This window comes from Flavobacterium macacae (assembly GCF_003865365.1).
Classification (GTDB): domain Bacteria; phylum Bacteroidota; class Bacteroidia; order Flavobacteriales; family Flavobacteriaceae; genus Flavobacterium; species Flavobacterium macacae.
In genome coordinates this window covers 167,511-180,239 of sequence record NZ_RQVR01000005.1, presented here as the reverse complement: position 1 = coordinate 180,239, position 12,729 = coordinate 167,511, and the positions used below count along the sequence as shown (strand labels likewise).

The window sequence follows — 12,729 nt, the reverse complement described above, 5'->3', positions numbered from 1 at the left end:
AGATTTAATTGCTCCAACGGCAATTTCTCAAAACATTACTGTTCAATTAGGAATAAATGGCCAAGTAGCAATCACTCCAGCTCAAATCAACAATGGTTCTTTTGATAATTGTGGAGCCGTAACTTTGGCTTTAGATGTTACAGATTTTACTTGTGAAAATGTGGGTCCAAACACCGTAACATTAACTGTCACTGATGTAAACGGAAATGTTTCGACTGCAACAGCAATAGTGACTGTTCAAGATGTAACGGCACCAATGGTAATTGGTCAGTCCATTACAATCTACTTAGATGCAAGTGGAGTCGCTTTAATTAATAGTGCCGATATAAACAATGGTTCTTTTGACAATTGCGGTATTGTTACGCTTGATGCTTCAATAAGAAACTTTACGTGTGCCAATGTAGGTCCGAATGATGTCATTCTTACTGCTGTAGATGCAAGCGGAAACAGCTCCACGGCAACTGTTGTAGTAACAGTAGTAGATATTTTAGCGCCAACTGTTATTACACAAAATATCTCAGTTCAGTTAGATGCAAATGGCCAGACAACCATTACTCCGGCTCAGATCAATAACGGTTCAACTGATAATTGCGGAATCGCAAGCTATGCTTTAGATGCCACTGATTTTACTTGTGCCAATGTGGGTGCCAACACTGTAACGCTTACCGTAACTGACGTAAACGGAAATGTTTCAACAGGAACTGCAGTAGTAACTGTTCAAGACTTGATTGCGCCGACGGTGGCAACTCAAGACGCAACGGTTCAGTTAGATGCTAACGGTAATGCAACCATTACGCCGGCTCAAATCAATAACGGTTCGACGGACAATTGTTCTATAGCGACGTTTGCCTTAGATGTCACTGCTTTCACTTGTGAAAATGTGGGTCCAAACACCGTAACATTAACTGTCACTGATGCTAACGGAAATGTTTCAGCAGGAACTGCAATTGTAACTGTTCAAGATGTAACGGCACCAACAGCAATTACACAAGATGTAACAGTTTCTTTAGACGAATTTGGAATGGCATATATTACGGTATCAGACATCAATAACGGTTCATTTGACAACTGTGGAATTGCATCAGTTACTTTAAGCCAAGAATCTTTTGAATGTACACAAACGGGAGAGAATTTCGTAACTATGACGGTAACAGATTCAAGCGGAAACGTTTCTCAAATGGAAGCAGTAATCAATGTAATCAATACATTTGGAGATAATGACGGAGATGGATTTCCAGATAATTGTGACGATGATGACGATAACGATGGAATCCTTGATGCTGATGACAATTGTCCATTAACTGCAAATCCTGATCAAATCGATACCGACGGAGATGGTCTTGGCGATGCTTGTGATCCAGATATTGACAACGACGGCGTGTTGAATGAAAATGACAACTGTCCTTACCTTTACAATCCAGGTCAAGAAGACATCGATAAAGATGGAATCGGAGATGCTTGTGATCAAGTAGATGTCAATATTTCTCAAGCATTTACGCCAAATGGTGACGGTATCAACGATACTTGGGTAATCATCAATATTAAAAATTATCCAAATTCAACTGTTAGAGTTTTCAACAGATGGGGTGCTGAGGTTTTCAAAGCTAAAGGGTACCAAAATGATTGGAATGGCCATTATAAAGATTCGAGCAATACGCTTCCAGAATCATCTTACTATTATCAAATTGATTTAGGAGATGGGACACAAATGAAAGACGGCTGGTTCTACCTAACTCGATAATCTTAATTAATAAATGACAATCATTATGAAAACAAAATATATATTAAACGCAGTAACGTTATTTTTCTTTGCGAGTTTATCATACGGACAACAGGAAACAAACTTTACTTTTTACCGAAACAATATGAACATCATTAACCCCGCTTATGCGGGGGCTGATGCTCAAACTTTGGTTTCAAGTAGTTTTAAAAGCCAATGGACAGGAGTTAAAGATGCTCCAGAAACGCAAGCAGTTTCCTTTGGGACCACGACCGGGCAACGATTAGGTTTGGGACTTTCGGTAATCAACGACAAAACTTTTGTTGAAAAACAAACTTCGGTTTTCGTTGATTTCTCTTATTTGGTTCCAATTAATGAAACGGTAGATTTATACCTTGGCGTAAAAGCGGGAGGGAATTTTTATGACGTAAATGTTACTGGTTTAGAAACGTATAACGTTCAAACGGATCCCAGCCTGGTAAACATCAGCCGATTTAATCCAAATTTTGGAGTCGGAGCTTATTTGAAAAGTGAAAAATGGTTTGCTTCTTTTTCATCTCCAAAGATTTTGAGTACGCAACGTGCCAAAAATGAAGATGGAGTAGCAACCGTTGCTTCAGACCGAGTTCACATGTATTTTAGTGCAGGATATGATTTAGATTTAAATGATGTCTTGATATTGAAACCATCAACTTTGCTTCGTTACGTTAATGGAGCTCCGGTTTCAGCCGATATAACAAGTGTTCTGCATTACAGAGAGCAATTCGGTGTGGGTGTGGCTTACAGAACCGATAGAGCTTTAAGTACGTTGGCTTCAATACAAGTTAGCAATTGGCTAGATTTTGGATACGCTTATGAATATTCAATGCGAAGCGAATTAGTGGACCGGGCAAGAGGCTCTCATGAGTTTTTTCTTAAATTCAATTTGACGCCAAAAGCAAACAAAAAATAGTGTTTGTAAGTAGCTTTTTTTAAACGGGAACATTTTTGTTCCCGTTTTTTTATACAGAAAAGAGAAAAATATATCTTATAAGAATTCATCAAAAACAATTATTTTTACCAAATGAAAAAACCGCTTCCAAGAAAGCCAGCGCCAAAACGAAAGCCAAAAAAGAAAAAATCGTTCTTTTCAGGAAAAGTGCTGTCGTATACCTTTGGAGCAATTTTTATTCTTTTTTTAATTGGAGCGGGTTATCATTACCGCAACGGGCTGGCCTATTATTTCAGTTTTAAAACCGACAAAGTCTTAAGTGAAGAAAAAGATAAAAAATTGGCCGATGTGCGAATTTATCAAGTTTTGAAAAAGCACGACACGCAGGTCTATGGTTTTGACGTGTCTGAATATCAAGGAAAAATCGACTGGGAAAAAGCAAATTCCATTGAAGAAAAGTTTCCATTGGATTTTGTTTTTATCCGTGCAACTGCGGGGAAAAACAAGGTGGATACTAAATTCAAGGAAAATTGGCGCGAAGCAAAAAAACATAAATTGATTCGTGGCGCCTATCATTATTACCGTCCGAACGAAAATTCAATCGAGCAAGCCGAGAATTTTATAAAAACGGTACAACTGCAAAGTGGCGATTTTCCGCCTGTTTTAGATATTGAAAAATTGCCGAAAGAACAATCGCTTGACAGCTTGAAAGTCGGGTTAAAAAGATGGCTAAAAATAGTGGAGAAGCATTATAATGTGAAGCCGATAATTTATTCGGGCGAAAGTTATTACAGTGATTTCTTGGAAGAAGAATTCAGCGATTATACTTTTTGGATTGCCAATTATAATTTCTTCGTAGAAAACATCAAAGACGAGTGGACGTTCTGGCAATTCACCGAAAAAGGCACCATCCCTGGAATAAAAGGAACCGTAGATGTCAATATTTACAATGGAACTCCTAAACAATTAGGCTATTTTGTGATTAATTAGGTTGAAGAATTAAGAATATCGAAAAATGACAATTTTAGAATTTAATAGTAACATAGCTAGAAAGAACAGAATTGACAAAATTTACAATTATGTCATAACATCTCTTGCTATTTTTGGAGGGCTTTTCTTTTTATATAAATTCGAATTTACAGAATGGTATGAAATTAAATCCTTGGCTGTAAATGTTGCTCCAAAAATTATGATTAGAATTTTGTATATATTTTTAATCACAGTTGGTTTATATGGAATTTGGAGAATTCCGCATTTATATAGTTTTTCTCAGATCAAGTGCCTATCGCCGATTGAAGATAAATTGACTGTTATAGAAAAAGTTAAGATAAAATTGAATTTTAGTAATCAGAAGGTTTCAGATAATTCTTTTGAATGTAAATATTTAGGTCTTTTATACAATCCTTTCTTGGTTCGGATATTTATCGATGAAGAAAGCTACCTTATAAATGTGCAACAAATTGACCCAACTGGTGGTTTTATAGATTTTGGAAATTCAAACAGAGTTAAAAATAAAATAACCAAGATAATACTTAAAAGTAAAAACCCCGAAAGTTAATAACTCTCGGGGTTTTCTATTTTTTTCAATCTCAATTCTCAATACTAAAATCTCAATTCTATTTCTAAAAATCCAATTTCTTCTTGCGAAGTTCAAAATTTTGTCCCAGATAAACGCGTCGAACCATTTCGTCTTCTACCAATTCTTCTGGAATTCCGGCTTTTAAAATACCGCCTTCAAACATTAAATAAGTTTTGTCAGTAATCGCCAAAGTTTCTTGAACGTTGTGGTCGGTAATTAAAATCCCGATGTTTTTGTTTTTCAACTGGGCCACAATCCTCTGGATATCTTCCACGGCCACGGGGTCAACTCCGGCAAATGGCTCATCCAAAAGGATAAATTTTGGGTCGGTTGCCAAAGCTCTTGCAATTTCGGTACGGCGTCTTTCACCACCAGAAAGCAAATCGCCACGGTTGGTACGAATGTGTCCCAAACTGAATTCTTCAATCAGGCTTTCCATTTTGGCTTCTTGCTCGGCCTTTGAAAGATTGGTCAACTGCAACACGCTCAAGATGTTGTCTTCGATGCTCAGTTTTCTGAAAACGGATGCTTCTTGTGCCAAATAACCGATTCCGTTTTGGGCTCTTTTATACATCGGATAATCTGTGATTTCAGTATTATCCAAATAAATTTTACCGCTATTTGGCTTTACAAGACCTACAATCATGTAAAAAGAAGTCGTTTTTCCAGCACCATTTGGCCCCAAAAGCCCAACGATTTCTCCCTGGTTTACTTCCACAGAAATGCCCTTAACGACGCTTCTTCCTTTATATGTCTTGACTAAATTATCAGCTCTTAAAACCATCTTTTTTTCTTGTTTAACCGTTCAACCGTTAGGTGTTTAATCGACTGGACAAATAAACAAATAAACGATTAAACAAATCGACCAATTAACAATTATTTATTTTCAGTTGCGTTTTCTTCCAAAGCTTCCCAAAATTCATACGCTCTTCTCAAATGAGGAATCACTATGGTACCGCCGACAAGGGTAGCAATTCCCATGGCTTCCATCATTTCTTCTTTGTTGATTCCTTGTTTGTGGCTTGTTTCTAAGTGGTATTTGATGCAATCGTCACAACGCAAAACGGCTGAGGCTACAAGGCCTAAAAGTTCTTTGGTTTTCACATCCAAAGCGCCTTCCATGTAGGCGTTTGTATCAAGATTGAAAATTCTTTTGATAACTTTATTGTTATCGTTCAGTAATTTATCATTCATTACCTGGCGGTAGTCGTTGAATTCTTTAACTAAGTTGCTCATTTTTTTGTTTGGTTTTTAGAACCCAGCCTGAAATAAAAATGCTGCATTCATATAAAATTAATAATGGAATACTCACCGTGATTTGGCTTACAACATCTGGCGGCGTTACAATCGCGGCAAGAATTAAAATGATCACAATGGCATATTTTCGATAGGTTCTTAAAAAAGTAGGGGTAACTAATCCTAATTTCGATAAGAAAAACATGATCACTGGCAGTTCAAAAACCAAACCGCAAGACAAAGTGGTGCTTCTGATTAATGAGATATAAGAGTCTAAGTCAATATCATTGTGAATTTGTGCACTGACCTGATAGTTCGCCAAGAAGTTGATGGAAAGCGGCGTGATGATATAATAGCCAAATAAAACTCCCACAAAAAACAGTACAGAAGAAATAAAGATGAATAATTTGGCTCCTTTTCGCTCTTTATCATATAATGCCGGACGAATAAATTTCCATAATTCCCATAAAATTACAGGAAAAGCCAGTATGAAACCTGCTGTTATCGCGGTCCAGATGTGGGCATTAAATTGCCCCGACATTACACGGCTCTGGATGGTAAAATCCATTTTGATGTCGCAAAAGCCTTCTCCAGCTGCGCCAAAGAATTTACTCGCTTCGCAAAACCATTGATAGGTTATAAAATTAGGATCTCTTGGAGCAAAAAGAATATTGTCAAAAATATAATCTACGAAAAAAAAGGCAACAGCTGCCGCAATCATAATTGCTAAAGTACATCGAATTAAAAGCCATCTTAAATCTTCGAGATGGTCTAGAAACGACATTTCGTTTGTGTTTTTCTTTGCCATATTAAACTATACCTTCTTTTAAAATATCGTGAAGATGAAGTACTCCAAGATACTTATTTTCATCGACAACAACTAATTGCGTAATCGAAAAATCTTCTAAAATATTCAGCGCATCCACAACCATATCCGTCGATTTGATTACTTTAGGGTTTTTCGTCATAATATCTTTAGCTGTCAAATCGAGAAAAGAATCTCTTTCGTTCAGCATTCTGCGAATATCTCCGTCCGTAATAATTCCTATCACTTTTTCGTCTTGCACAACCGCAGTCACGCCAAGACGTTTTTCAGAAATCTCTACAATTACTTTTTTAATGCTCGAATCTGGAGAAACAACCGGTTTGTGCGTCATGTCCAGCATATCTTTTACGCGAAGCAATAATTTTTTGCCCAATGCGCCACCTGGGTGGTACTTTGCAAAATCTTCTGCTTGAAATCCGCGCAATTCCATTAAAGCAACGGCCAAAGCATCGCCTAAAACCAATTGTGCCGTGGTGCTGTTTGTGGGAGCCAAATTGATCGGGTCACACTCTGATTCAACATACGCATTTAAAACATAATCGGATTCTTTCCCAAGAAAAGAAGTTAGATTTCCTGTGATTCCAATCAAAATGTTGCCAAAACGTTTCAATAAGGGTACCAAAACCTTAATTTCTGGACTATTGCCACTTTTTGAAATACAAATGACAACGTCGTGTTCCTGCACCATTCCCAAATCGCCGTGGATGGCTTCAGAGGCGTGAAGAAACAATGACGGAGTTCCTGTGGAATTGAGGGTTGCAACAATTTTTTGCGCAATGATGGCGCTTTTTCCAATTCCGGTAACGACTAATCTTCCTTTGGATTGGAAAATGATTTCTACCGCTTTTGCAAAATCATCTGTAAGAAGATTTGAAAGATTTGCAATTGCTTCACTTTCAGCTAATATTGTTTTTCTGGCCGAAGCCATAAGGGTTTCTTTTTCTATCAAAACAGATTTTTTATAAAATTTGTGGTTATAAAAGAAAATTGTATCTTTATGTACTGCAAATTTATGTAAAATACCATATAAAAAAGAATGAATTCAAACGAAATTGACATCCACCAAGAATTAAAAAAATATTTTGGCTTTAGCCAATTTAAGGGGTTGCAAGAACAAGTTGTGAAGAGTATCATTACAGGCAATAACACTTTTGTGATTATGCCAACCGGTGGCGGAAAATCACTCTGCTACCAGCTTCCTGCGTTAATACAGGAAGGAACAGCAATTGTAGTTTCCCCCCTGATTGCTTTAATGAAAAACCAAGTTGACGCCATCAGAAGTCTTTCTTCAGAAAATGGAATCGCCCACGTTTTAAATTCATCGCTTACCAAAACAGAAATTGCTCAAGTTAAAAAAGACATCGTTTCTGGGATCACAAAATTACTTTATGTCGCACCAGAATCCCTTACCAAAGAAGAATATACTTCTTTTTTAAAGAGTGTTCCGCTGTCGTTTGTGGCCATTGACGAAGCCCACTGTATTTCAGAATGGGGCCACGATTTTAGGCCAGAATACCGAAATCTTCGCTCGATTATCAAGCAATTAGGCGATATTCCCGTAATCGGCTTGACCGCCACTGCAACGCCAAAGGTTCAGGAAGATATCTTGAAAAACTTGGATATGGTCAATGCCAATACGTTTAAGGCGTCGTTTAACCGACCGAATCTGTACTACGAAATACGCACAAAAACTAAAAATATTGAATCGGATATCATTCGATTTATCAAACAGCACAAAGGAAAATCGGGTATTATTTATTGCTTGAGCCGTAAAAAAGTCGAAGAAATCGCAAACGTCCTTCAAGTAAACGGAGTTAGTGCGGTTCCTTATCACGCCGGTTTAGATGCCAAAACAAGGGCCAGACATCAAGATATGTTTTTGATGGAAGATGTAGAAGTCGTTGTGGCAACCATCGCTTTTGGTATGGGAATTGACAAACCAGACGTTCGTTTTGTGATCCACCACGACATTCCAAAATCGCTAGAAAGTTATTACCAAGAAACGGGTAGGGCAGGCCGTGACGGTGGCGAAGGCCATTGTTTGGCTTATTATTCGTATAAAGACGTAGAGAAATTAGAAAAATTTATGTCTGGAAAACCAGTTGCTGAACAAGAAATTGGTTTTTCGCTTTTGCAAGAAGTGGTGGCTTATGCCGAAACTTCAATATCTCGCAGAAAATTCCTGCTTCATTATTTCGGAGAAGAATTTGACAGCGAAACGGGCGAAGGTGTGGATATGGACGACAATGTCCGGAACCCAAAATCGAAGGTGGAAGCCAAAGACCAAGTGGTTAAATTACTGCAGGTGGTTCGCGATACCAAACATTTATACAAATCAAAAGAAATTATCTTTACCTTAATAGGTAAGGTAAATGCAACTATAAAGGCACACCGGACTGATGCCCAAAAATTCTTCGGATCGGGTGCTGATTTTGAAGAAAGACATTGGATGGCTTTGATTCGCCAGGTTTTGGTAGAAGGCTATTTATCAAAGGATATTGAAACCTACGGAATTTTAAAATTGACTCCAAAAGGAGCTGATTTTATTAAAAATCCGGTGTCGTTTATGATGTCTGAAGATCATGAATACAATGAAAGCGCTGATTCTGCCATTGTTACCGCTTCAAAATCAACGGCAACTGCCGACGAAGCGTTGATGGTAATGCTTCGCGAATTGCGTAAAAAAGTAGCCAAGAAATTGCAAGTACCGCCTTTTGTGGTTTTTCAAGATCCGTCGTTAGAAGATATGGCTTTGAAATACCCAATTTCAATTGCTGAAATGGGAAATATTCATGGTGTTGGGGAAGGAAAAGCAAAAAAATATGGTAAAGATTTCGTAGAATTAATTGCCAGATATGTAGAAGATAATGACATTACGCGTCCGGATGATTTGGTTGTAAAGTCCACAGGAACCAATTCGGCTCTGAAATTATACATTATCCAAAACGTGGACAGAAAATTATCATTAAACGATATTGCCAAGGCAAAAGGGCTTGATATGGACGCTTTGCTAAAAGAAATGGAGCAGATTGTTTATTCTGGAACCAAATTAAATATCAAATACTGGGTTGACGATATTTTAGACGAAGACCAGCAAGAAGAAATTCACGACTATTTTATGGAATCAGAGTCCGACAGCATCAAAAATGCCCTGAAAGAATTTGATGGCGATTATGATATTGAAGAACTTCGTCTGATGCGTGTGAAATTTATCAGCGAAGTAGCGAATTAGATTCTAAAATTGAATAATTAGAATTTAGAATTGAGATTTCAGAAAGTAGTGTTGAAAATAAGAAATTATTTGCAGGCTCTTTTCTGAAATCTTTTTTTTTACTAACTATTCTTCCCAAACTTCTCCACGATGTGGTTTCAAAGCATCTCTGACTACAATCATGTTTTCGTCGGTTACAACCATAAATGCGATGGCAAGCATATCATTTATAATTTCAAATCCGGTAATATTTAAAGGAAGTTTTTCTATCTGGATGAATTCTTTCAGATGAATTTCGTGATGTTCTGCTGTTTTGGCTGCTGCTGGTCCGCGAAAATCCCAGATCAGTTTTATTTTTCTAGACATTATAAATAGGATTAAGATGTAAAATTACGAAACTAAATTTAGTATTTTTGAAAAAACATATTTTATGAAATTTTTGAAATACGGCTTTTTTCTGTTGACATCTTTGTCTTTTTCACAAGAACTTACACTTAAAAAAGCAAATCATCTGGCCACGCTTCCGATAAAATGTTTGCAACAAGAATATCCAAACAAAATGGGGCAACTTCTTTTAGATGCTTCGGAGTTAAAAGCTCCTAAAGAATTACATCCAGCGTTTTATGGCTGTTTTGATTGGCATTCTTCCGTTCACGGGCATTGGAGTTTGGTTTATTTATTGAATAAATTTCCAGATTTAAAAGACAAACAAGAAATCATCAGCAAATTAAAAGTCAATCTTTCTAAAGAAAATATTCAGGAAGAAATCAAGTATCTTTCTAAAAATCATGAGAAATCTTTTGAAAGAACTTACGGTTGGACTTGGCTGTTGAAGCTACAGTTGGAACTGGAAATCTCAAAACAACCTTTTGCAAAAGAGTTGGCTTCAAATTTAAAACCCCTTTCTGATTTGATAATTGAAAGGTATATCGAATTCCTTCCAAAATTAAATTATCCAGTTCGTGCAGGAACGCATTCAAATACCGCATTTGGACTTAATTTTGCTTGGGATTATGCGATATATAGTAAAAATATTCCGCTACAAAATTCTATAAAAACAAATGCCGTTCGTCTTTTTGAAAAAGATTTTGATTGTCCGTTTAATTGGGAGCCGAGCGGAACTGATTTTCTTTCGCCTTGTCTCGAGGAAATTGGGACAATGCAACGAGTTCTTTCGGAAAAAGATTTTTTAAAATGGTTAAAAGCTTTTGCAAAACCACTTTTTAATAAAAAATTTAAATGGGTAACTGCAAAGGTTTCCGATAGAACAGACGGTCATTTGGTCCACCTTGACGGATTAAATTTTAGCCGCGCTTGGAATCTTTATTATCTGATACGTCACTATCCAAAGCAGTTTTTACATTTGAAGGAATTAGCAAATGAGCATTTTAATTTTTCATTGCCTTCAGTTGTAGATGGAAATTATGAAGGAGAACATTGGTTGGCCTCATTTGCGTTACGAGCTTACGAAGAAAAAAAATCATTTTAAACTCGAAGATTTTTTAAAATAGAAAACGCCCGAAATTTTTCTACCTTTGCGCTATGCCAAGAGAATTCCAAATACAAGTCGCGCCAGAAGTGGCTGCAAACGAGCAATTACTGACTGATTTTGTTGCAAGATTGATGCAAGTCAAATCAGAAGAAATCAATCACATTTCAATCATCAAGCGTTCCATTGATGCCAGACAGAAATCAGTGAAGGTAAATCTGAAAATTGCCGTGTATTGGAACGAGGAATTTACAGCAATCCAAAGAAATCTTCCAGAGTATAAAGACGTTTCTGATAAGCAAGAAGTGATTATTGTTGGTGCGGGTCCAGCTGGGTTGTTTGCGGCGCTGCAGTTGATTGAATTGGGATTGAAACCCATTTTAATTGAAAGGGGAAAAGATGTTCAAGAAAGACGTCGTGACTTAAAAGCTATCAATCGCGATCATATTGTGGATGAAGATTCCAATTATTGTTATGGCGAAGGCGGTGCAGGAACTTATTCTGACGGGAAATTGTACACGCGTTCCAAAAAGCGTGGCGATGTGGATCGAATTTTAGAACTGTTTGTGGCATTTGGCGCTTCCGAAGATATTTTGGTGGAAGCGCATCCGCATATCGGGACCAACAAGCTTCCAAAAATCATCAAGTCCATACGTGAAAAGATCATTGAATTTGGCGGAAAAGTATTGTTCGATACCCGAGTTACTGATATTATTGTAAAAAATAATGAAGTTCAAGGGGTTGAAACTCAAAACGGAGACATCATCAATGCCCAGAAAATTATCTTGGCGACGGGTCATTCGGCTCGCGATATCTTTGAATTATTAGACCGAAAAAAAATAGTTATAGAAGCAAAACCTTTTGCTTTGGGCGTTCGCGCTGAACATCCGCAGACACTGATTGATAGTATTCAATATAGCTGTGATTTCCGAGGGGAGCATTTGCCACCGGCACCTTATTCTATTGTAAAACAAGTGAACGGACGTGGCATGTATTCGTTTTGTATGTGTCCGGGTGGTGTGATTGCGCCTTGTGCTACGAGTCCGGGTGAAGTGGTTACGAACGGTTGGTCGCCTTCAAAACGCGATCAAGAAACCGCCAATTCCGGAATTGTAATCGAATTAAAATTAGAAGATTTTAAGCCTTTTGAAAAATTTGGCGCCTTGGCCGGAATGGAATTCCAGAAAAGCATCGAGCAGAAAGCTTGGCATTTGGCAGGCGAAACGCAACGTGTTCCCGCACAAAGAATGGTTGATTTTACACAAAGTAAAGTTTCTCAAGATATCCCGAAAACATCCTATGTTCCAGGAACGACTCCAGTAGAATTAGGACAGGTTTTTCCAGGGTTCTTGACTCAGATTTTACGCGAAGGTTTTACGCAATTTGGCAAATCGATGCGCGGTTACATGACCAACGAAGCCATTCTTCACGCGCCAGAATCTAGAACTTCATCTCCGGTAAGAATTCCCAGAGACAACTATTCTTTAGAACACGTTCAAGTCAAAGGATTGTATCCTTGCGGTGAAGGAGCGGGTTATGCGGGTGGAATTATTTCAGCAGCAATTGATGGCGAAAAATGCGCCTTGAAGATTGGAGAGGCTCTAAATAAATTGTAATGATTGAAAAATTTCTTTTCTAGGGTATTTAACAAGTTTGAAGTAAACGATGTTATTTTGTGGTTTATCAAATGATTGATGAAGGTTTTACATCTGAATATCCAGAAGAAACATACAGTCA

Annotated in this window: 12 protein-coding genes; 7 read left to right on the top strand and 5 right to left on the bottom strand. The window is 37.5% G+C overall.

Translation table 11 applies throughout. The features are described from left to right. The 4 genes from EG849_RS06415 to EG849_RS06400 all read left to right on the top strand — a co-directional run. The coding region (locus EG849_RS06415) for a T9SS type B sorting domain-containing protein (protein ID WP_148096054.1) at nt 1-1,741 on the top strand (1,741 nt) is incomplete at its 5' end. 25 nt (nt 1,742-1,766) lie between these two features. Next, the gene (locus EG849_RS06410; protein ID WP_158611924.1) at nt 1,767-2,672 is read left to right on the top strand and encodes a PorP/SprF family type IX secretion system membrane protein; all 906 of its coding nucleotides are present in this window, start codon (nt 1,767-1,769) and stop codon (nt 2,670-2,672) included. A gap of 111 nt (nt 2,673-2,783) precedes the next feature. Then, the gene (locus EG849_RS06405) at nt 2,784-3,641 is read left to right on the top strand and encodes a glycoside hydrolase family 25 protein (RefSeq protein WP_125012250.1); all 858 of its coding nucleotides are present in this window, start codon (nt 2,784-2,786) and stop codon (nt 3,639-3,641) included. A 25-nt stretch (nt 3,642-3,666) separates the two neighbouring features. Continuing rightward, nucleotides 3,667-4,209 carry a hypothetical protein gene (locus EG849_RS06400; RefSeq protein WP_125012249.1) on the top strand — a complete coding sequence of 181 codons (543 nt, stop codon included), beginning with the start codon at nt 3,667-3,669 and terminating at the stop codon, nt 4,207-4,209. Nucleotides 4,210-4,273: 64 nt separating this feature from the next. On the opposite strand, the gene lptB is transcribed toward EG849_RS06400, so the two are convergent. From lptB to EG849_RS06380, 4 genes are all read right to left on the bottom strand, one after another. Next, nucleotides 4,274-5,014 (bottom strand): LPS export ABC transporter ATP-binding protein, encoded by a 741-nt coding sequence (gene lptB / locus EG849_RS06395; protein ID WP_125012248.1) that lies wholly within the window; start codon nt 5,012-5,014, stop codon nt 4,274-4,276. A gap of 92 nt (nt 5,015-5,106) precedes the next feature. Beyond that, entirely contained in the window at nt 5,107-5,466 is a 360-nt protein-coding gene (locus EG849_RS06390) for a carboxymuconolactone decarboxylase family protein (protein ID WP_125012247.1), read from the bottom strand. Continuing rightward, complete coding sequence (gene tatC, locus EG849_RS06385; RefSeq protein ID WP_125012246.1) at nt 5,450-6,274, bottom strand: twin-arginine translocase subunit TatC; 825 nt, start codon at nt 6,272-6,274, stop codon at nt 5,450-5,452. The genes EG849_RS06390 and tatC overlap by 17 nt, the downstream gene beginning before the upstream one ends. A 1-nt stretch (nt 6,275) precedes the next feature. After that, the gene (locus EG849_RS06380) at nt 6,276-7,241 is read right to left on the bottom strand and encodes a KpsF/GutQ family sugar-phosphate isomerase (protein WP_199732258.1); all 966 of its coding nucleotides are present in this window, start codon (nt 7,239-7,241) and stop codon (nt 6,276-6,278) included. An 87-nt stretch (nt 7,242-7,328) separates the two neighbouring features. On the opposite strand from EG849_RS06380, the gene recQ reads away from it, so the two are divergent. Then, the gene (gene recQ / locus EG849_RS06375; protein ID WP_125012245.1) at nt 7,329-9,524 is read left to right on the top strand and encodes a DNA helicase RecQ; all 2,196 of its coding nucleotides are present in this window, start codon (nt 7,329-7,331) and stop codon (nt 9,522-9,524) included. Nucleotides 9,525-9,629: 105 nt separating this feature from the next. On the opposite strand, the gene EG849_RS06370 is transcribed toward recQ, so the two are convergent. Further along, a complete protein-coding gene (locus EG849_RS06370; RefSeq protein WP_125012244.1) occupies nt 9,630-9,869 on the bottom strand; it encodes a hypothetical protein in 240 nt (79 codons plus the stop codon). Nucleotides 9,870-9,933: 64 nt separating this feature from the next. On the opposite strand from EG849_RS06370, the gene EG849_RS06365 reads away from it, so the two are divergent. Beyond that, nucleotides 9,934-10,992, top strand: coding sequence for a DUF2891 domain-containing protein (locus EG849_RS06365; RefSeq protein WP_125012243.1), 1,059 nt, complete (start codon nt 9,934-9,936; stop codon nt 10,990-10,992). Between the two features lie 53 nt (nt 10,993-11,045). Then, nucleotides 11,046-12,608 (top strand): NAD(P)/FAD-dependent oxidoreductase, encoded by a 1,563-nt coding sequence (locus EG849_RS06360; protein WP_125012242.1) that lies wholly within the window; start codon nt 11,046-11,048, stop codon nt 12,606-12,608. Nucleotides 12,609-12,729: the final 121 nt, after the last annotated feature.

Bases quoted from the DNA above. Each gene is read 5' to 3' on its own strand.
- EG849_RS06410 (WP_158611924.1), top strand. From the start codon at position 1,767: ATGAAAACAAAATATATATTAAACGCAGTAACGTTATTTTTCTTTGCG.
- EG849_RS06405 (WP_125012250.1), top strand. From the start codon at position 2,784: ATGAAAAAACCGCTTCCAAGAAAGCCAGCGCCAAAACGAAAGCCAAAA.
- EG849_RS06400 (WP_125012249.1), top strand. From the start codon at position 3,667: ATGACAATTTTAGAATTTAATAGTAACATAGCTAGAAAGAACAGAATT.
- lptB (WP_125012248.1), bottom strand. From the start codon at position 5,014: ATGGTTTTAAGAGCTGATAATTTAGTCAAGACATATAAAGGAAGAAGC.
- EG849_RS06390 (WP_125012247.1), bottom strand. From the start codon at position 5,466: ATGAGCAACTTAGTTAAAGAATTCAACGACTACCGCCAGGTAATGAAT.
- tatC (WP_125012246.1), bottom strand. From the start codon at position 6,274: ATGGCAAAGAAAAACACAAACGAAATGTCGTTTCTAGACCATCTCGAA.
- recQ (WP_125012245.1), top strand. From the start codon at position 7,329: ATGAATTCAAACGAAATTGACATCCACCAAGAATTAAAAAAATATTTT.
- EG849_RS06370 (WP_125012244.1), bottom strand. From the start codon at position 9,869: ATGTCTAGAAAAATAAAACTGATCTGGGATTTTCGCGGACCAGCAGCA.
- EG849_RS06365 (WP_125012243.1), top strand. From the start codon at position 9,934: ATGAAATTTTTGAAATACGGCTTTTTTCTGTTGACATCTTTGTCTTTT.
- EG849_RS06360 (WP_125012242.1), top strand. From the start codon at position 11,046: ATGCCAAGAGAATTCCAAATACAAGTCGCGCCAGAAGTGGCTGCAAAC.